Source organism: Halopseudomonas sp. SMJS2 (assembly GCF_029866945.1).
GTDB lineage: Bacteria > Pseudomonadota > Gammaproteobacteria > Pseudomonadales > Pseudomonadaceae > Halopseudomonas > Halopseudomonas bauzanensis.
Genome location: NZ_CP123445.1, coordinates 2,911,041 through 2,930,861, shown reverse-complemented (window position 1 = coordinate 2,930,861; position 19,821 = coordinate 2,911,041). Strand labels below are relative to the sequence as shown.

Here is a 19,821-nt window from a genome sequence, read left to right as displayed (position 1 = left end):
TGGTTTCAGCTATTTGCCTGCAGTGGCGGGTAGCTGTTGTTCGGTTGGTGTCGTGCCTGGAAAATCATGTGCAGGGTGATCCGCCGGACCTCTGCCTTGCTTTCCTCGATATGGCTTTTCAGCAGCCATTGCGCCTCGTCGCTGCGGCGCTCGATGATGTGGCGCAGGATGTTGGCGTGCTCCACATAGGTGGCCTCGATCCGGGGGCGCTCGGTGAAGTCGATGCGCCGCACGATGCGCAGGCGTTCGGTCACGTCGTGGTGAATGCGCGCCATTTCCGTATTGCCGCAGGCTTCCACCAGCTGTTCATGGAAGCGCTCATCCAGGCTGCAGACCGTCGGGCCATGCTCCAAACGGTCTTCCGCTGCTACCAGCCAGATGCGCTCGAGCGCGCTCAAGTCGGGGGCTGGTTCCATTGCACAAAGGCGCTTGACGGCAGCCATTTCCAGCACGATGCGCACGTCATAAAGCTGCTCGAATTGCTGGAAATCCAGGGGGTTGACCTGCCAGCCGCTGCGAAACGACACCTCGACGAAGCCCTCCCGCTGCAGGCGGCTCAGCGCCTCGCGCACCGGCGTGCGGCTGGCCTGCATGCGCGCGGCGATTTCGCTTTCGGTAAAGCGATCACCGGGCAGTAGCTGGAAATCGAAAATGCTCTGCTTCAACTGCTGGTAGATCCGCTCGGTCAGGTTCTGCCTGCGCACGGTGCTCATTCCTCGAGAACCAGCAATAGGTCCCCGGCGTTCACCTGCCGGCCTGCCGCGCAGTGAATGGCGCCGACCCGGGCATTGCGATCGGCATGCACGGCGAATTCCATTTTCATCGCCTCGACGATCAGCAGCGGCTGGTCCGCTTCCACGCGTTGGCCAGGCTCCACTAGCAGCTTCCAGATATTGCCGCTGATATCGGCGGTGACCGCATGGCCGTCCACCTCGATCGGCCCGCTCTGGATATTCACCTGCAGGGCGGCGTCGACCTGGGCCTCTTCGTCGGACCGCCACAGCGCCACCTCCCGGGTGAATGCCGCTTGCTGGCTGGCCTTGAAGGCGGCGATGCTGTCAGCGTTGTGGTGCAGAAACTCCTGGTGCTCGGCCAGATCGAACCAGCCCTCATCGATACGCAGGCTCAGGCGGCCTTCGCGGAAGGCGTCGCGCTGTTCGTCCAGTTCGGCTTCGCTGACCGGGTAATAGCGCACCTGATCGAAGAATTTCAGCAACCAGGGCTCGCCGTTGATGAACGCCGGGCTCTTGAGGAAGGTATTCCAGATCGGCAGGGTGCGTCCGACCAACTGGTAGCCGCCTGGTGAGTCCATGCCGTAGATGCACATGTACACACCGCCGATGCCCACCGTGCCCTCGGCGGTATAGGTGCGCGCCGGGTTGTACTTGGAGGTCAGCAGGCGGTGGCGTGGATCGACCGGCACCGCGCAGGGTGCGCCGAGGTAGACGTCGCCCAGACCGAGCACCATATAGCTGGCGCTGAACAGGATGTCGCGTACCTGATTGACACTGTCCAGACCATTGATGCGGCGCATGAATTCGGTATTGCTTGGCAACCAGGGCGCGGTGTCGCGCACTGACTGGCGATAGCGGACCACGGCATCCAGGGTGGAGGAGTCCTCGAAGGCCATGGGCAGGTGGATGATGCGGCTGGGCACGCGCAGGCTGGCGGCATCCGGCAGCTGGGTTTCCAGCACTACCAACTGGTCGATCAGCGTATCTTGGTGAATGATCCGACTATCGTAGTTCAACTGCAGGGAGCGCACCCCGGGGGATAGCTCGATGATGCCGTCAATGGGCTGGGCCTTGAGCGCTTCCATCAGCGCATGCACACGCAGGCGCAGGCTCAGGTCCAGTACGTTGGCGCCATACTCGAGCAGAATGTATTTATCGCCGGCCTGCCGGTAGGTGACGCTTGGTCGGTCGCCGTGCTCGGCCAGGCTGGCCAGGATGCAATCGGGCAGACCGGTTGCCGACGGGGGTCGCACTGCCTGCGCGAGCATCGGCTGTTCGGCTAATTGCTCGATGGCGCGGTCGGTTGCCCGTTCCATCGCCAGAGCCTGGTCGAAACTCAGGGGCTTGAAGCGGATGCGGTCTCCGGGCTTGACCTGGCCGACCTTCCACAACTCGGCCTTGGCGATGGTCACAGGGCAGACGAAGCCGCCAAGACTGGGGCCGTCCTTGGTCAGGATCACCGGCATATCGCCGGTGAAGTTGATCGAGCCGACGGCGTACTCGGTGTCGTGGATATTGGACGGGTGCAACCCGGCTTCGCCGCCGTCGCTGCGGGCCCAGGTCGGCTTCGGCCCGTTCAGGCGAATGCCCAGGCGATTGGAGTTGTAGTGCACTTCCCAGGCGGTGGCGAAGAACATCTCGATGGCGTCTTCGGTGAAGAAGTCTGGGGCACCGTGCGGGCCGTAGAGCACGCCGATTTCCCACTCGCTGGGATAGTCGGGAACCAGTGCTGCTGGCGCGGCAGCGGGTTGATACAGCGGCGCTGGCGTGGTGCAGGCGACGATCTGTGGATTGCTGATCGGCAGCATGTCGGTGGCCCGCAGCGTACGGCCGGCGTGGCCGCCGAACTGGCCGAGGACGAAGGTCGAACGGCTGCCCAGATACACCGGCACATCGAAGCCGTTACGCACCGCGAGGTAACCGCGGCAGCCTGTCTCGGCCTTGCCGACGACCAGCACCTGTCCGGCCTTGACCGCAACCGGCACCCAGAAGGGCACGCTTTCGCCGTCCAGCCGGGCATCCGAGCGGGCTCCAGTGAGGGCGATCAGCGTATCGCTGTGAAAGCGCAGGGTCGGGCCGATCAGGGTGCATTCCAGCCCTGCGGCGCCGGCATGGTTGCCGACGATGCGGTTGGCCAGTCGGAAGGCATAGTCGTCCATCGGCCCGGACGGGGGCACGCCGACGCTCCAGTAACCGGCGCGGCCGGGATAATCCTGCACGCTGGTATAGGTGCCGGGCTGGATGACTTCCACCACCGGCGGGCGGTAAGTGAAGGTGGCCAGCCGGTTAGTGGCTACGTCGCCCTGGGCGAAGAACTCGGTGGCGATGATCTGCCGTAGGTAATCCAGATTGCTGGCGATGCCGGCCACGCGGGTGGCGTCGAGCGCCTCGCGCATCTTACCGAGCGCCTCGGCGCGGTCGCGGCCATGCACGATGATCTTGGCGATCATCGGGTCGTAATAGGGTGACACTTCGGTACCGGTGGCGACCCAGGTATCGATGCGGGCGCTGGTGGGAAAGCTGACGTCGCTTAGCACTCCCGGCGAGGGCTGGAAGTCGCGGACCGGGTCCTCGGCATACAGGCGTACTTCGATGGCAGCGCCGCTGGGCTGGATGTCGATGTCCAGCGTCGGCGGTTGGCCGCTGGCGGTGCGGATCATCCATTCGACCAGATCGACGCCGGTGCAGGCTTCGGTGATCGGATGCTCTACTTGCAGGCGGGTGTTCACCTCGAGAAAGTAGAAGGCGTCGCGGGCGGCATCGTAGATGTACTCCACTGTGCCGGCGGAGCGGTAGTTGACCGCCTTGCCGAGGTTCACCGAGGCGTCCAGTAATTGCTGGCGGGTGGCGGCCGGCAGCTGCGGCGCCGGGGTTTCCTCAACCACTTTCTGGTTGCGCCGCTGCAGCGAGCAGTCGCGCTCGCCGAGGGCTATTACGCTGCCCTGGCCATCACCGAAGATCTGTACTTCGACATGCCGGGCGTTGTCGACAAAGCGTTCGAGGAATACGCCACTGTCACTGAAGAAGTTCTTTCCCAGGCGCTTGACGCTGTCATAGGCGTCGATCAGCGTCGCCTGGTCGTCGCAGCGGGTCAGGCCTATACCGCCGCCGCCGGCGGTGCTTTTCAGCATCACCGGGTAACCCAGCCGCTCCGCAGCGCTGAGCGCCTCGTCCAGCGAGCCAAGCAGGCCGGTGCCGGGCGTCAGCGGCACGCCGGCCTGTTCGGCGATTTCGCGCGAGCTGTGCTTGAGGCCGAACTGGCGAATCTGCTCCGGTGTCGGGCCGCAGAAGGCGATACCGGCGGCTTCGCATTGTTCGGCGAAGGCGGCGTTTTCGGAGAGAAAGCCGTAGCCGGGAATGATTGCCTGCGCGCCACTGTTGCGGGCGGCAGCGAGAATCAGGTCGGTGCGCAGGTAGCTTTCGGCGGCGCTGTTGCCGCCCAGGCTGATGGTCTGATCGCAGGCGCTGACATGGGCGCTGTTGCGGTCGGCGTCGGAATGCACCGCGACCGATTTGATGCCCATGCGCTTCAGGGTGCGGGCGATCCGCACGGCGATCTCGCCGCGGTTGGCTATGAGTACGGTATGCAGCATTGGAGTCATTCCTTTATCAACCGCGCGAGGCGATATAGGCGCGCCAGCCGCCCAGGTGAGTGATATCGGTTGCGCCCTCGACAGCGGCACCCTCGCAAATGAAGCCCTTGACCTCGCGGCCGTCTTGCAGGGTCAGTGTGCCGATGCCCAGCGGGGCGGGAATCAGCGCGACGAAGCTGCCGAACAGATGGGTCGGCATGTCCCACAGCTCCACTTCGATCGGTGCGCCGTTGGCCGAGCGGACCAGGCCGGGCTTGGGCGGTGTGGTGTCGGGCAGGGCGAACAGGCGGTAGTTGTCGGCACTGAACGTGGCTTCGACGAAGCGTGCATGGCGCTCGGTCAGTTGCCCGTTGAGCGGCATGCCACTCAGGTGAGCGCCGACCACGGCCAGGCGTATATGGCCGTCGGGTACCTGGTTGCTGACCGGTGGTGTCGGCAGGCGGCGATCGGTGGCGCCGAGTGCCCAGGGCGCGTGGGCCTGCCAGCGCCGGCCGAATTCGGCCAGGGCGGCATCCTGCCAGGCGGCGCCGACCAGGGTGATGCCGAAGGGCAGGCCATCGGCGCGGATACCGGCGGGCAAGGCCAGGGCCGAGCAGTCGGCCAGATTGACGAAGTTGGTCCAGATGCCCAACTGGCTGTTGCCGTCTACCGGGTTGCTGGCCAGGGTGGCGAGGGTCGGCAGGGTCGGCGCAGTGGGCACTAGCAAGGCATCCACCGATTGCATCAGGGTCTGGATCTGGCGCGCCAGATCGGCGCGGCGGTATTCGGCGCGGAAGCTGTCGGTGGCGCTGAAATGGCCAGCCTGCTCGATGATGCCGCGTACCACGGGGTTCATCTGCTCGGCATGCCCGCCGATGAATTCCTGGATGGCGACGTAGCGCTCGGCTACCCAAGGCCCGCCGTAAAGTAGCTGCGCCAATTCCTGCATGGGGCTGAAGTCCAGCTCCAGCAATTCCACGCCAATCTCACCCAGCTGGGCCAGGGCGGCTGCCCAGGCTGCTTCGGCCTGGCTGTCGCCAAACCATTCCGGCCTGGCGGGAATACCGAAGCGCGGGTGTTCGCCCATGGGGCTGGCCGGCAGCGTCGCGCTGCGCGAATAGCTGTCGCTAGGATCGAAGCCTTCGAGTATTGCGGCCACCGCCTCGGTGTCCGCCACGTTCAGCGCGAATACCGAGACGCAGTCCAGGCTGCGGCAGGCGGGAACCACACCGTTGGTGCTGAAGCGCCCGCGGGTAGGCTTCAGCCCGACGATATTGTTGAAGCCGGCGGGCACCCGGCCAGAGCCGGCGGTATCGGTGCCTAGGCTGAACGGCACTAGGCCACGGGCGACCGCGACGGCCGAACCGGAGCTGGAGCCACCGGATACATAGTCCGGGTTAAAGCTGTTGGGCACCGCACCGTAGGGTGAACGGGTACCGACCAGGCCAGTGGCGAACTGGTCGAGGTTGGTCTTGGCCAGCACGATGGCCCCGGCCGCGCGCAACCGGGCGACACTGGTGGCATCTTGGCTGGGGGTATAGGCGAAGGCCGGGCAGGCGGCGGTGGTCGGCAGTCCGGCCACGTCGATGTTGTCCTTGGCCACGAAGGGAATACCGTACAGCGGTAGATTGATCGCATCGGGCAGGGCGTCGAGCTCATTGAGCTGGGCATCGAGTTCGGCGCCGGAGACCACGTGAATCCATGCCGGGTCCCCACTATGCAGCTGAGCGCGCAGATTGTGCAGGGCGCCAGAGGGGGTTATGGATCTATTTCGATAGGCCTGGCGCCATTCTTCGAGCGTCCATCCGGTTTGCTGCGACATTGAACCTCCCGTGCGTCTGAATACCGTCTTGTATGCAAGAGGTGTTCAGCAGGGAGCGTGCCAACCGCGGAAAATAATTTTATGGGTTAAAAAATATTAATAAAAATCAATGCATAGCAGCGGGTTAGATAACCTGATTACCGGGTCGTCTGGAGTGGGTGGACAGGCTGGCTGCGCGCCCTTTCAGTGCCAGCGGGTGATGGGGCGAGTGGATTTGGTGCGCCCGCGCTGGCCCGTAGGTGTCGGGCAGGGCGGCATGCGGCGCCCTCAGGTGGGGCGCCACTTGCTGCGAATATCCATGAAATCCTGCAACACCGCGGCCTCGCTGGAGCGGATATGCAGGCCCAGCTTGGAGCGGCGCCAGAGCACATCCTGGGCCGTGGTGGCCCATTCGGTCTGGATCAGATAATGCACTTCCCGGGCGTACAGATCGGCACCGAAATGGCGGCCCATGTCATCCATGCTGCGGCAGCCGTTCAGCAGTTCATGGGTGAGCGTACCGTAGCTGCGGGTGAAGCGTCGGGCCGTCGCGTCGGGTAGCCAGGGATAGAGCTTCTGCAGGTCGGCCAGCAATGTTTGTTGATCCCGGAAGTCGCCGCCGGGCAGGGTCGCTTCGCGGGTCCAGGCCCGCGCCGGGCTGTGCAGCAGCTCGCAGAGCTGGTCGGTGGCTTCCTCCGCCAGCCGGCGGTAGGTGGTGATCTTGCCGCCGAGTATCGACAGCAATGGCGGGTGGCCGTGTTGGGCATGCACATCCAGCAAGTAATCCCGGGACGCAGCCTGGGCCGCACCATCCTCACCGTCGAACAGCGCCCGGACGCCGGCATAGCTCCAGAGGATATTGCGCCGGGTCAGTTGCTGGCGGAAGTGGTTGTTCACCACATGCAGCAGGTAATTGCCTTCTTCAGTTGAAAGCTCAGCTGCAGCGGGGTCGCCCTGGTAGTCCACGTCGGTGGTGCCGATCAGGGAGTAATCCTGTTCATAGGGAATGACGAAAACGATGCGGTTATCTTCATTCTGCAGGATGTAGGACTCTTCCCCGGCATGCAGGCGCGGCACCACGATGTGGCTGCCCTTGACCAGGCGCAGGGGGCGCCGGATCGGTGTATCGATGACCGACTCCAGCAGGTCAGCCGCCCAGGGGCCGCCGGCATTGACCAGTGCCCGGCTGCGGTAGCTGCGGCGCTGACCGCTCTGGCGGTCCTCCAGTGTCACCTGCCAGAGGTCGTCGACGCGCCGGGCATCGACGCAGGCGGTACGGGGCAGAATGCGGGCGCCCCGCTGGGCAGCGGCCCGCGCGGTCAGCACCACCAACCGGGCATCATCGACCCAGGCATCGGAATACTCGAAGCCGCGAACAATTTCCGGTTTCAGCGGGCTGGTCTGGTCGAAGCGCAGGCCGCGGGAGCCGGGCAGGGTTTCGCGGCGAGCCAGATGATCATAGAGGAACAATCCGAGGCGGATCATCCAGGCCGGGCGCAAGTGCGGCCGATGGGGCAGGCGAAAACGCATCGGCCAGATGATATGCGGCGCATTGCGCAGGAGCGCCTCACGTTCGGCCAGGGCCTTGCCGACCAGGCGGAACTGGTAGAACTCCAGATAGCGCAGCCCGCCGTGGATCAGTTTGCTGCTGCGCGAGGAGGTGGCCGAGGCCAGGTCATCCTGTTCGCACAACAATACCTTCAGACCGCGCCCGGCAGCATCCATGGCGATGCCGCAGCCATTGATGCCCCCTCCGATGATGATTACATCATGAATGTCATCATCTGCTGCCAGGCTTGGACTGTGAACGGGTGCGTCCCGCATGTCGGAAATTCCTCTGCTGAGTGGGCCACGAACATCACCCACGATGGATTATTGCATATGAGCAGCCTCAACCTATTGACCGCGAACTCGCTTGGTTTTATGGTGCGCACCGAACGTTGAGGCTGGCACGATCCATACGGCTCAAGTACTGACGACGAGACAGCAAGACCGGTTCCCCAGGGGAGCGGACTTATTGCTTTCGGCGCACGCCTTGGGAAGTAGGCGAACCAAAGTGGGGATACTGATCAGACGTTCGCACCCCCGGGTTGTGTGTTGGCTATGCGTTCAGAGTCGCTTACGGAAGGCGTCCCTCGTCCTGGTTCCTGACCAGGGGATAGGTACGCCTGTCTGCCCTGCAGCTGATCCCAATGTCCCCACGCGGCCCGACACCAGACCTTATGCTTTGGAGCCGACGCCATGACCATCAAGCTCGACGAATATTTTGACCGCGATACCTTCAGCCGTATCCGTGCCTGTGCTGATCAGCATGAAACCCCCTTTCTGGTCGTGGACCTGAAAACCATCGACCGCGCCTATGACGAGCTGGTCGAGGGCTTTCCCTACGGCAAGATCTACTATGCCGTCAAAGCCAACCCAGCCAACGAAGTGCTGAGCCTGTTGAAGAACAAGGGCTCGAATTTCGATATCGCCTCCATCTATGAACTGGAGAAGGTGATGGCGCTGGGCGTCAAGCCGGAACAGATCAGCTTCGGCAACACCATCAAGAAGTCGGCACACATCCGCGCATTCTATGAGAAGGGCGTACGCCTGTATGCCACCGACTCCGAAGCCGACCTGCGCAACATCGCCAAGGCCGCGCCGGGCTCGAAGATCTATGTACGCATCCTGACTGAAGGATCCACCACCGCCGACTGGCCGCTGTCGCGCAAGTTCGGCTGCCAGACTGACATGGCCATGGATCTGCTGGTACTGGCCAAGGAGCTGGGCCTGGACCCCTATGGCGTTTCCTTCCATGTCGGCTCGCAGCAGCGCGACATCGGCGCCTGGGATGCGGCTATCGCCAAGGTCAAGGTAATCTTCGAGCGCCTGAAGGAAGAAGACGGCATCGTATTGAAGATGATCAACATGGGCGGCGGCTTCCCGGCCAACTACCTGACCAAGACCAATACCTTGCAGACCTATGCTGAGGAAATCACCCGTTTCCTGCAGGAAGATTTCGGTGACGAACTGCCGGAAATCATTCTGGAGCCAGGGCGTTCGCTGATTGCCAACGCCGGTATCCTGGTCAGCGAGGTGGTGCTGGTCTCGCGCAAATCCCATACTGCGCTGGAGCGTTGGGTGTTTACCGACGTGGGCAAGTTCTCCGGCCTGGTGGAAACCATGGACGAGGCGATCAAGTTCCCGATCTGGACCGACAAGCGCGGCGAGCTGGAAGAAGCCGTCATTGCCGGCCCGACCTGTGACAGCGCCGATATCATGTATGAGAACTACAAATACGGCCTGCCGCTGAATCTGGCGATCGGCGACCGGCTGTACTGGCTGTCCACCGGTGCTTACACCACCAGCTACAGCTCGATCGAGTTCAATGGCTTCCCGCCGTTGGAGGCGTTCTACGTCTGAGAAGGTGGCGACGGGGCGGGGCGCGCTCGACCGGGTCGCGCCCGACTCATAGCCATGATGCGGGGATGGAAACTGCATGAACTACCCGCTGTTACTGATGTACCTGGCGACTATCACGCTGCTGATTTCGACGCCCGGCCCGGTTGTTGCGCTGGTCATCAGCGATGCTTCCCGGTTTGGGTTTCGTCACGCCTTGCGTACCGTGCTGGGCACCAACCTGGCGTCGTTGCTGCTCATCGGCAGTGCGGCGCTGGTGATTTCCGGGCTGCTATTGATCAATGATCTCTGGTTGCGCTGGGTCAGTCTGCTGGGTTGTGTCTTTATTGGCTGGGTCGCCTGCGCAACATTGCGCAGCGAATTTGCCGTGACGCCAGCAGTAGCGGATAGCGTTGCCACCCCTGCTGCCAGCCGGCGGCAATATCCCATGCTGAACGGTTTTCTGGTCGGGATCTCGAATCCGAAGGACATTGTGTTCTTCATTGCCTTTTTTCCACAGTTCATCGGCATCACCGCTGGCGCGGGATTGAGCCTGACGATTCTTACTGCCTTGTGGATCGTTTTCGATCTGCTGATTCTGGTGGCCTACATTGCGGTAATGAAGGGTGGGATCTTCCAGCGCAATCGGCGAATCATCTCGATCCTCTCCGCCGGGTTTCTGCTCGTTATCGCTGTAGTCGGTGCCGGTTTTTCGCTGCTGGAACTTGCCGGGTCGTTGCGGTAGAACCGTCCCGCGACTACAGCAGCGCAGCGGCTTCTTCGTCGAGAATAATGGTCGTATCCGGATGACGCTGCAGGGCTGAGGCCGGGACAGCTTCGGTGACCGGGCCGTTGACCATCTGGCTGATACATTCGGCCTTGGCCTTGCCGCTGGCGATCAGCAGGATGGAGCGTGCTTCCAGGATGTTCTTGATGCCCATGGTGATGGCCGTGGTGGGCACCTCCTCCAGGGAATTGAAGAAGCGCTGATTATCCTGTCGGGTTTTCTCGGCCAGTTGGGTGAGAAAGGTTTCCCGTTCGAAGGGCGTGCCCGGCTCGCAGAAGCCGATATGGCCATTGCTGCCGATGCCGAGTAGCTGCAGGTCGACTGTCGCCTGGCGCAGCAGGGCGTTGTAGGCGTCGCACTGGCTCTGCAGATCGCCCCCTTCGGCGCAGGGGATATGCCGGTTTTCCGGCTGGATATCGATGTGACTGAACAGGTTGTCGTGCATGAAGCGGAAGTAGCTTTCCGGATGGCTGCGCGGCAGACCGCAATATTCATCCAGATTGAAGGTCTGTACTTCCTTGAAGGAAATCTCACCTGCCCGGTAGCGTTCGACCAGATACTGGTAGGTACCTTGAGGTGTGCTGCCGGTGGCCAGCCCCAGGGTGCAGCGGGGTTTGCTGCTTACCAGGTCCGCGATGATCCGGCCGGCGGTGGTACTGAGCTCGTTGTAGTTCTTGACGGTGATGATCTTCATGCGCTCGGGTCCTGGGCCGGTGGCCAGAGATAAAGCGCTGGATTCTACTCCGCGAACGCAACGGGTTGAAAGCGAAATGCCCATTTTTGCCCCGAAATGGGCAAAAAATGGGTCAGAGGCAGGACGTTCTCAGCTGAACTTCTGGATATTCTGCATCAGTTCCTTCAGTGCTTCGATGTTGTCCTTCGGATGCACGGCATTCTCGAAGCTGCACAGCTGGTCGAAATTGGCCTGTACATCTTCCGGGCTGAAGCCTTCATCCGGATTGAAGCCGATGCCCAGCGAACGCTCCCAACGCACCTTGCCCATCCAGCCGCCGCCGACTTCGAACAGGCTGGAGGTTTCCTGGCACTGCTCGGAGCACAGGTAGACCACCAGCGGACTGACCAGCTCGGGCTTGAGCTTCTCGAACGCACCGGGCGGGAACAGGCCTTCGGTCATGCGCGTACCACCGGTCGGGGCGATGGCGTTGACGAAGATGTTGTTCTTGCGGCCTTCGATGGCCAGGGTGCGGGTCAGACCATACAGCCCCAGCTTGGCCATGCCGTAGTTGGCCTGACCGAAGTTGCCATAGATGCCGGAAGTGGACGCGGTGAAGATGATACGGCCGAAGTTCTGCTCTTTCATGTGGTTCCAGGCGGCATGGGTCACCTTGTAGGCACCCTCGACATGCACCTTGTACACCAGGTCCCAATCGGCATCGGACATCTTGGCGAAGCTCTTGTCGCGCAGGATACCGGCATTGTTGACTACCACATCGACCCGGCCGAAGTTGTCCATGGCGCACTGTACGATCTTGTCGCCGTCCACCACGCTGTCCGGGTTGGCGATCGCGGTACCGCCGGCGGCCTTGATTTCCTCGACCACTTTCAGCGCCGCTTCACTGTTGGCGCCTTCTCCCTGGGTGCTGCCACCCAGATCGTTGACGATAACCTTGGCGCCATGCTTGGCGAACAGCAGTGCGTGAGCGCGGCCGATGCCACCACGGCGCCGGTGACGATGACCACCTTGTCTTCAAAACGGATGTCGCTCATGGAGATCTCCTTGGCAGGAATGCATTGCGGAACCCTAAGGCACCACGGAAAAGTTGCCGCACAGTGTCATGCAGTTGCCGAGAACCGGCAAGCCGTTCCGGGCTGGTGAATGGTCTGACATAAATAATCTGCCCACCCCGAATAAAGCATTAGCCATTCGATAGGTGGCCGATCGGCGCGCGGCGCTATGCTCGGCTGGCTGCGACATTTATGCGCCTGATGGGAGACGGTGATGGAGAATCGGGACCTCTGGGTGGATCACGCCAAGGCACTGGGTATCGTCCTGGTGGTATACGGGCATGTATTGCGTGGGCTGCACAGCGCCGGAATTCCCATGCCGGAAACCTTCTATCAACTGTCGGACAGCATTGTCTACAGCTTTCACATGCCGTTGTTCTTCTTTCTGGCGGGGCTGTTCTTCCGGCAATCGCTGGCGGCAAAGGGCGCCCGTGGGATGGTGTTCAGCAAGCTCGACAGCATCTTCTACCCCTATGTGCTGTGGTCCATTCTCCAGGGGCTGATCGAGGCTGCTCTGGCCGATTACACCAACGGCGCGGTCACCTATGCGGAGGTGTTTGCGCTGCTATGGGCGCCGCGGGCGCAATTCTGGTTCCTGTATGCCTTGCTGCTGTGCTTTCTGCTGGCCGTTGCGGTGTTCAGCCTGTCCCGGCGCTCGATCTTGCCAGTAGTCGTGATCGCGGCGCTGCTTTATCTATTCCCGCCGCTGCTGCCAGAAGTCGTGGCATTGCGCTATATCGCGGATAATTTCGTGTTTTTCGCGTTGGGTATCCTCTATGCGGACCAGGTGCGTGGAATGGTTGCGTCTGGCTGGCAGGTATTGTTCATGCTGGGGTTGTTCGCGGCCGCCCAATACGGCTTCCATGGTCTGCTGGAACTGCATTATGCCGATCGGGGAATGTTGTCGCTGCTGCTGGCGCTGCTCTCGATCGCGGCTGTGGTAACGCTCTGCTGCTGGTCCGCCCGCCGGCCGTTGGGATTTGTCGCCTATCTGGGTACGGCTTCCATGGCGATCTATCTGATGCATATCCTGGCCGGCAGCGGCGTGCGTGTGTTGCTCAAGGTCGGTGGTGTGGATTCGTTCCTGCTGCACGCCGTGGCGGGGGTGGCCGGCGGCCTGTTGCTGCCGCTGCTCGCGCTGGCCATCGCCCAGCGGCTGCAGTTGCGCTATCTGTTTTCCGCACCTATCAGCCGCTGGCTGACCCTGCCCGTCAATTGGAATCAGCCGCGGGCAGGGCGCTGAGCTGGCTCAGATCTTGAAGCTGTCCACCAACTGCTTGAGCCTGCCGGCCTGATGGGACAGGGCATCACAATCGCCGAGGGTTTCCTGAAGGTTCGCCACGCCTTGCTGGTTGAGCAGGTTGATCTGGCTGATATCCATGTTCAGCGCTTCGACCACGGTGGTCTGCTCCTCGGTGGCGGCTGCCACCGACTGGTTCATGGCGTCGATCTCGACGATCCGCTCCATCACGGTGCCCAGCCGTTCGCCGGCCTGGTTGGCCACATCGACACTCTCGACGCTGGATGCCTGGCTGGCGTGCATGGTATTCACCGCTTCCTGGGAGCCCTGCTGCAGGGTGGTGATCATGCGGTGAATCTCCTCGGCGGACTCCTGGGTGCGGTGGGCCAGATTACGTACTTCATCGGCCACCACGGCAAACCCGCGACCCGCATCGCCGGCTCGGGCAGCTTCGATTGCGGCGTTGAGTGCCAGCAGGTTGGTCTGCTCGGAAATGCCCTTGATCACATCGAGGATATGGCTAATGTCCTCGGTACTGGTATTCAGGGTCTCGATCTGTTCCCGCGAGGTATTGATGGTATCGGACAGGGCAGTCATCGCCTGAATGGTCCTGGCCATGACTTGCCGCCCATCTTCCGCTTGCTCGCTGGCGTTGCTGGCCTGGTTGGAGGCGTCGGCCGCGTTGCGGGCAATTTCCTGAGCGGCGGCGCCCAGCTCGTTGATGGCTGCGGCCACGCTTTCGGTGCGAGCGCTCTGTTCGTTGGAGCCGGCAATGGACGAGTTGGACGCGTTCATTACCCGCACCGCCAGGTCATGCACCTGACCTGTAGCAGAGGCCACTTCGCTGATGGAGGCATGGATGCGTTCGACGAACTGATTGAACGAGGCGCTCAGCTCACCGAATTCGTCGCGGCTTTCGACCGCCAGCCGGCGGGTCAGATCACCTTCACCGTCGGCGATATCCGCCATCGCCCGGCCCATGTTCTGCAGCGGACGCATCAGTATTTTGATCAGCAGGCTCAGCAGCATGGCAATGGCGGCTACCGCGACCAGCATGGCGATGATCGCCGAGGTGCGGAACTGCGCCAGCGGGGCGTAGGCCTGGTCCCGATCGATGGACAGGCCGATATACCAGTTCACCGAGGGCAGGCCGCTGATCGGCGTAAAGGACAGCATGCGCTCCTGACCATCCAGCTGTACTTGCTGCAGCTCCCGCTCCATACGCAACTCGCTCGCGCTGTAGATCTCCTTGAGGTGCTTCATCAAGTGGGACTGTTCGGGAGAGACCAGGATCTGACCGCTATCACTGACCAGGAACGCATGGCCCAGACCACCGAAGTCCACCGAATTGATGATGCCGACGAGGGTGTCCAAGCTGAGGTCAGCGCCGACCACGCCAGCGAGTTGACCATGACGCGTGACCGGTGTGGCCATGGTCAATACCAATCCATTGGTGACCTGATCGAGATAAGGTTTGGTCAGGATGCTGCCGTTGGCCTTCACCGCATCGGTATACCACGGCCGGGTGCGGGCATCGAAGTCGTCGGGCAGCTCCACAGGCGGATGCTGGATGAGGCTGCCATCGGCACTGCCAAGGTAAGTGAGTAGGTACTGCGAACTGAAGGTCGGTTGGCCAACCAGCTCAGCCCGGGTAGTTTCCAGCGGGTGGTTGGCGATGTTCTCGGCCAGGTTCTCCATTAACAACAGGCGGCCGCTGAGCCAGTTCTCTACGCTGCTGGCGGTGAGCTTTCCGGCTTGGTCGATGGAGAATTCCAGATTGTTACCAATGCTGTTGCGTTGCAGATAATCGTTGTACAGCGCGAATAGAGAGAACGCCAGAATGACGATGCCGCAGCCGGCAAGCAGGATTTTATGACTGAATTTGAGGTTCATGGCCGCCTGTACCTTGGAAAACGGAAAGCCGGGCCAGAAGGTGCCCGGTCGGTTACGTCAAGGTCGTATCGGCAGCGAGACAGGGAGCTTGAGGGCGAAAGACGCCCGCCCAGCGGGCAGGCGTCAGCCATTGGTCACACCAGTTCGATGGCTACCGCAGTCGCTTCACCGCCACCGATGCACAACGAGGCCACGCCACGCTGGCCGCCGGTCTGTTGCAGGGCGTTGATCAGCGTCACGATCAGCCGCGAGCCGGTGGAGCCCACCGGGTGACCCTGGGCGCAGGCGCCGCCAAAGATGTTGACCTTGCTGTGATCCAGCCCGTGTTCGCGCATGGCCAGCATGGTGACCATGGCGAAGGCTTCGTTGATCTCGAACAGATCGACATCATCCTTGCTCCAGCCGATCTTGTTGAACAGGTTGGTCATGGCACCGACCGGGGCGAGGGTGAACTCGCTCGGGTCCTGGCTCTGGGTGGCGTGGCCGACGATCCGGGCCAGCGGCTGGAGGCCGCGACGCTTGGCTTCGGACTCGGTCATCAGCAGCAGGGCACTGGCACCATCGGAGATCGAGCTGGCGTTGGCAGCGGTGATGGTGCCGTCCTTGGCGAAGGCCGGACGCAGGCCGGGAATCTTCTCGATATTGGCGTTGTGCGGCTGTTCATCATCCTTGACTACCACGTCGCCCTTGCGCGAGGCCACGGTCACCGGAATGATTTCGCTGTTCAGGGCGCCACTGTCAATGGCCTTCTTGGCCCGGGTCAGGGACTCGATGGCGTAGGCATCCATATCTTCGCGGGTCAGACCGTACTTGGTCGCGGTTTCCTGGGCGAAGGAGCCCATCAGCCGACCGGTCTGCGCATCTTCCAGGCCGTCGAGGAACATGTGGTCCTTGATTTCGCCATGGCCCATGCGCAGCCCGCCGCGCGCTTTCTCGATCACGTAGGGGGCATTGGACATGCTTTCCATACCGCCGGCGAGCATGATCTGATTGGAGCCAGCCTTGAGCATGTCAGTCGCCATCATCACTGCCTTCATGCCTGAACCGCAGAGCTTGTTGATGGTGGTGCAGCCGGTGGCGCTGGGTAGCCCGGCCTTGAGACTGGCCTGGCGGGCGGGACCCTGCTTGAGGCCGGCTGGCAATACGCAACCCATGATCACCTCTTCGACATCCGCCGGGGCGATGCCGGCCCGTGCCACCGCCTCGCGGATGACCAGAGCGCCAAGATCTACCGCCGATACGCTCGACAGGCTTCCCTGAAAACCACCCATGGGCGTACGGACGCCGCTGACAATGACAATGCTTTCGGACATGGTGACTCCTGAAAATATGACTGATTGTTTATTTATGGTCATCAAGCGACTTTATACGCGCTTTAAACCCTTATTGTCGACTGCAAACCTTTGTATGATCGGGATACACAAGAGCCATGGTTGTCCTGCTCCGCTGTCGCTATATTAAATGCAGAACCGCGGGGCAGGCCCCGGCAAGCCAACAACAAGAAAGGTCGCATCATGTTGAATACACGGATTTTACCGCCCACCGAGCAGGCTCACTCCACGCCGTTGCTGATCAAGAACCTGTTGCTGTCGGGGGTGCGTTATGAAGCCTCGCAGGAAATTGTCTATCGGGACATCAGCCGTTACGACTATGCCACCTTCAACCAGCGTATCTGCCGGCTGGCCAATGCGCTGACCCAGGCGGGGGTCAAGGCCGGGGATACCGTGGCGGTACTGGATTGGGACAGCCACCGTTATCTGGAATGCATGTTTGCCATTCCGATGATTGGCGCGGTGCTGCACACCGTGAATGTACGGCTGTCGCCGGAGCAGATCGTGTACACCATGAATCACGCTGACGACATCATGGTGTTGGTCAACAGCGAATTCCTGCCGTTGTACCAGGCCATTGAGCCGCAACTGACCACAGTGACGTCGACCATTTTGCTCACCGACGGTGAGGACAAGGTTGCCGAACTGCGCGGGTTCGCCGGTGAGTATGAACAGTTGCTGGCTGCGGCGGACAGCACTTACGAGTTCGCCGATTTCGACGAGAATTCGGTCGCCACCACCTTTTACACCACCGGCACCACCGGCAACCCCAAGGGTGTGTATTTCACCCACCGGCAATTGGTACTTCACACCCTGACCCAGGCCGGCATGCTCAATGGCCTTGGGCATGAGCAACTGCTCAGTAACCGCGACGTCTACATGCCGATCACGCCGATGTTCCATGTGCATGCCTGGGGCATGCCCTACACCGCGACCATGCTCGGTGTAAAACAGGTCTATCCCGGCCGTTACGAGCCGGAGCTGCTGGTCAAGCTGATCCAGCAGGAGCAGGTGACTTACTCGCATTGCGTACCGACCATTCTGCAGATGCTGCTCAATGCCAAGGCAGCCGAGGGACACGACTTCGGTGGGATGAAAATCATCATCGGCGGCAGCGCCCTGACCCGCGGCTTGTACAAGACGGCTGGCGCCCGGGGCATTCGCCTGTCCGGGGCCTACGGCATGTCGGAAACCTGCCCGCTGATTTCCGCTGGCTACAATAACCTGCAGATTGAGGCCGGCAGCGAAGAGGAGCAGATCACCTACAAGATCAAGGCCGGCGTGCCGGTGCCTCTGGTTGAAGCACGGATCATGGATACCGAAGGTCATTTCCTGCCCCATGACGGACACACTCAAGGCGAGCTGGTATTACGCGCGCCCTGGCTTACCCAGGGCTACTTCAAGGAGCCGGAAAAGAGCCGCGAGCTATGGGAACATGGCTGGATGCATACCGGCGACGTGGCGACCATCGACCCTACCGGCAGCATCGACATTCGCGACCGGATCAAGGACGTGATCAAGACTGGCGGCGAATGGTTGTCGTCCCTGGAGCTGGAAAGCCTGATCAGCTTGCATCCGGCGATCCGGGATGTGGCGGTGGTCGGTGTTCCGGACCCGCGCTGGGACGAGCGGCCCTTCGCCCTGGTGGTGGTTGCCGCGGGGCAGGAGATGGACGCCAGGCGCCTCGCTGAACATCTGCAGCCCTTCGTGGATGATGGCCGCATCAACAAGTGGGCGGTGCCCACGCAAATTGCCGTTATCGACGAGATTCCCAAAACGAGTGTCGGCAAGCTGGACAAGAAGCGTATTCGCGTGGAAATTGCCGACTGGCTGGAGCAGCAGGCACCCTGCATTTCCTCGCTCTGACACCGGAGTCCTGGGAGGGACGAGCACCTGCTCGTCCAAGGTGCCGTGGCGCAGTTCCTTTCATCGAGCTGGTGCTCGACGTTCCCAGGGAAACCGCCTTCGGCATGTTTGCGGGTGCGGGTCTGCTGTTTGAAAGGTATTCTTCTGCATAAATAAACAAGGAGAATGCCCGTGCCCAGCCTGAATCGCCTGATCTTCATTGCCGCCGGCCTTGGTGTGCTTATCGGCTGGCTGCTCGGTGGCATGCCGGAAGAGACCGCCCTGCGTACAGGCGTGCTTTATGGCAGTATGCTGGTGGGCGGCGTGTTCATCGGTCTGCTGAAGATGGTGCTGATTCCGCTGGTTTTCACCTCCATTGTTGTAGGGGTGGCGAGCCTGCAGGCGCATCATCAGGTGCACCGGGTGTGGATCAGCACCGTGCTGTATTTCATGCTGACTACTGCCCTGGCGATGCTATTGGCATTGGTAGTGGCCAATGTGTTCAAGCCGGGCGCCGGGCTGTCGCTGGATATGTTCGCCGATGCGATGGAATCATTCGAAGCGCGGCAGATGACCATGCCCGAGTTCTTCCAGTATTTCTTCAGCGGGTTGTTCAAGAACCCCTTCGAAGCCTTCGCCAACGGCGACATTCTCTCGGTGCTGATGTTTGCCATCTTCGTCGGTGTCGCCCTGGTCGCGGGCGGCGAGCGTTATCGCTCGGTGCTGCAAGTGATGCAGGAGTTTCTCGATCTGCTGCTGCGCATCATCGGCTGGATCATGTGGTTGGCACCGCTGGGTATTCTTGCGCTGCTGATCCGGTTGGTCGCCGAGCAGGATGTCGCGCTGTTGGTCACCATGCTCGGTTTTATTGTGCTGGTTTTCGGCACGACGCTGTTTCATGGCATGGTCACGCTGCCCAGCATCCTCTACGCCGTGACACGCAAGTCACCGCTGTGGTTCTGGCGCGGTGCGCGCGAGGCCATCATCACGGCCTTCGCTACCAGTTCCAGCTCGGCGGCATTACCGATCTCCCTGCGCTGCGCCCAGGATAATCTCGGCGTGAAGCGGCCGATCGCCGGCTTCGTTCTGCCCTAGGGCAACCATGAACATGGACGGCACCGCGCTCTACGAGGCGGCCGCGGCCCTGTTCGTCGCCAACCTGATTGGCGTCGAACTGTCACTCGCCCAGCAGTTGGTGGTGTTTCTCACAGCGATGATCGCCTCGTCGGGTGCGCCAGGCATTCCCAGCGCGGGCATGGTAACCATGGTCATGGTGCTGCAGGCGGTGGGGCTGCCGGCGGAGGCGATTGCCATCCTGCTACCCATCGATCGCCTGCTCGATACCGTGCGTACGGCGGTCAACGTGGAAGGGGATATCATCGGCAGTCTGGTGGTTCAGAAGCTCGCCGAGGATGAGGTGGAGCAGGGGGCGTAGCGCCCGCTCCCCCAGTCGCTTATGCGGGAGCGGCCTGCTCGGCCCCGTTTTCTGCG

Annotated in this window: 11 protein-coding genes and 2 pseudogenes; 5 read left to right on the top strand and 8 right to left on the bottom strand. The window is 61.8% G+C overall.

Going from position 1 to position 19,821, the window contains the following annotated elements; all coding sequences use genetic code 11:
• Positions 1 to 5: 5 nt before the first annotated feature.
• The 4 genes from QAO71_RS13760 to glpD all read right to left on the bottom strand — a co-directional run bounded on the left by QAO71_RS13760 (position 6) and on the right by glpD (position 7,931).
• A complete protein-coding gene (locus QAO71_RS13760) occupies positions 6 to 713 on the bottom strand; it encodes a GntR family transcriptional regulator (protein WP_280164707.1) in 708 nt (235 codons plus the stop codon).
• Positions 710 to 4,327 (bottom strand): urea carboxylase, encoded by a 3,618-nt coding sequence (uca, locus tag QAO71_RS13755; protein WP_280164706.1) that lies wholly within the window; start codon positions 4,325 to 4,327, stop codon positions 710 to 712. Before uca ends, QAO71_RS13760 begins: the two co-directional genes overlap by 4 nt.
• A gap of 16 nt (positions 4,328 to 4,343) precedes the next feature.
• Positions 4,344 to 6,128, bottom strand: coding sequence for an allophanate hydrolase (gene atzF, locus QAO71_RS13750; RefSeq protein ID WP_280164705.1), 1,785 nt, complete (start codon positions 6,126 to 6,128; stop codon positions 4,344 to 4,346).
• A 267-nt stretch (positions 6,129 to 6,395) separates the two neighbouring features.
• Entirely contained in the window at positions 6,396 to 7,931 is a 1,536-nt protein-coding gene (glpD, locus tag QAO71_RS13745; RefSeq protein WP_280164704.1) for a glycerol-3-phosphate dehydrogenase, read from the bottom strand.
• 417 nt (positions 7,932 to 8,348) lie between these two features.
• Between glpD and QAO71_RS13740 the strand changes: the two genes are divergently transcribed.
• Together QAO71_RS13740 and QAO71_RS13735 are read left to right on the top strand one after the other, a co-directional pair.
• On the top strand, positions 8,349 to 9,512 hold the full coding sequence (locus QAO71_RS13740) for a type III PLP-dependent enzyme (protein WP_036989320.1): 1,164 nt from the start codon (positions 8,349 to 8,351) through the stop codon (positions 9,510 to 9,512).
• Between the two features lie 76 nt (positions 9,513 to 9,588).
• Positions 9,589 to 10,233: a LysE family translocator gene (locus tag QAO71_RS13735; protein ID WP_280164703.1), complete on the top strand. Its 645-nt coding sequence runs from the start codon at positions 9,589 to 9,591 to the stop codon at positions 10,231 to 10,233.
• A 13-nt stretch (positions 10,234 to 10,246) separates the two neighbouring features.
• Here the strand turns inward: QAO71_RS13735 and nagB are convergent, their stop codons facing one another.
• A complete protein-coding gene (gene nagB / locus QAO71_RS13730) occupies positions 10,247 to 10,969 on the bottom strand; it encodes a glucosamine-6-phosphate deaminase (RefSeq protein ID WP_036989327.1) in 723 nt (240 codons plus the stop codon).
• 129 nt (positions 10,970 to 11,098) lie between these two features.
• Positions 11,099 to 12,003: pseudogene (locus QAO71_RS13725) on the bottom strand (SDR family oxidoreductase).
• A gap of 232 nt (positions 12,004 to 12,235) precedes the next feature.
• Between QAO71_RS13725 and QAO71_RS13720 the strand changes: the two are divergent.
• Positions 12,236 to 13,264, top strand: a complete 1,029-nt coding sequence (locus tag QAO71_RS13720; RefSeq protein ID WP_051610781.1) for an acyltransferase family protein — start codon at positions 12,236 to 12,238, stop codon at positions 13,262 to 13,264.
• 6 nt (positions 13,265 to 13,270) lie between these two features.
• Here QAO71_RS13720 and QAO71_RS13715 read toward each other — a convergent pair whose 3' ends face one another.
• Both QAO71_RS13715 and QAO71_RS13710 read right to left on the bottom strand, forming a co-directional pair.
• Positions 13,271 to 15,154, bottom strand: a complete 1,884-nt coding sequence (locus QAO71_RS13715) for a methyl-accepting chemotaxis protein (RefSeq protein ID WP_036989330.1) — start codon at positions 15,152 to 15,154, stop codon at positions 13,271 to 13,273.
• Between the two features lie 134 nt (positions 15,155 to 15,288).
• The gene (locus QAO71_RS13710; protein WP_036989332.1) at positions 15,289 to 16,467 is read right to left on the bottom strand and encodes an acetyl-CoA C-acyltransferase; all 1,179 of its coding nucleotides are present in this window, start codon (positions 16,465 to 16,467) and stop codon (positions 15,289 to 15,291) included.
• Between the two features lie 201 nt (positions 16,468 to 16,668).
• Between QAO71_RS13710 and QAO71_RS13705 the strand changes: the two genes are divergently transcribed.
• Both QAO71_RS13705 and QAO71_RS13700 read left to right on the top strand, forming a co-directional pair.
• A complete protein-coding gene (locus QAO71_RS13705) occupies positions 16,669 to 18,351 on the top strand; it encodes a fatty acid--CoA ligase (RefSeq protein ID WP_280164702.1) in 1,683 nt (560 codons plus the stop codon).
• Between the two features lie 171 nt (positions 18,352 to 18,522).
• A pseudogene (locus tag QAO71_RS13700) lies at positions 18,523 to 19,765 on the top strand (dicarboxylate/amino acid:cation symporter).
• The last annotated feature ends 56 nt before the right edge of the window (positions 19,766 to 19,821 follow it).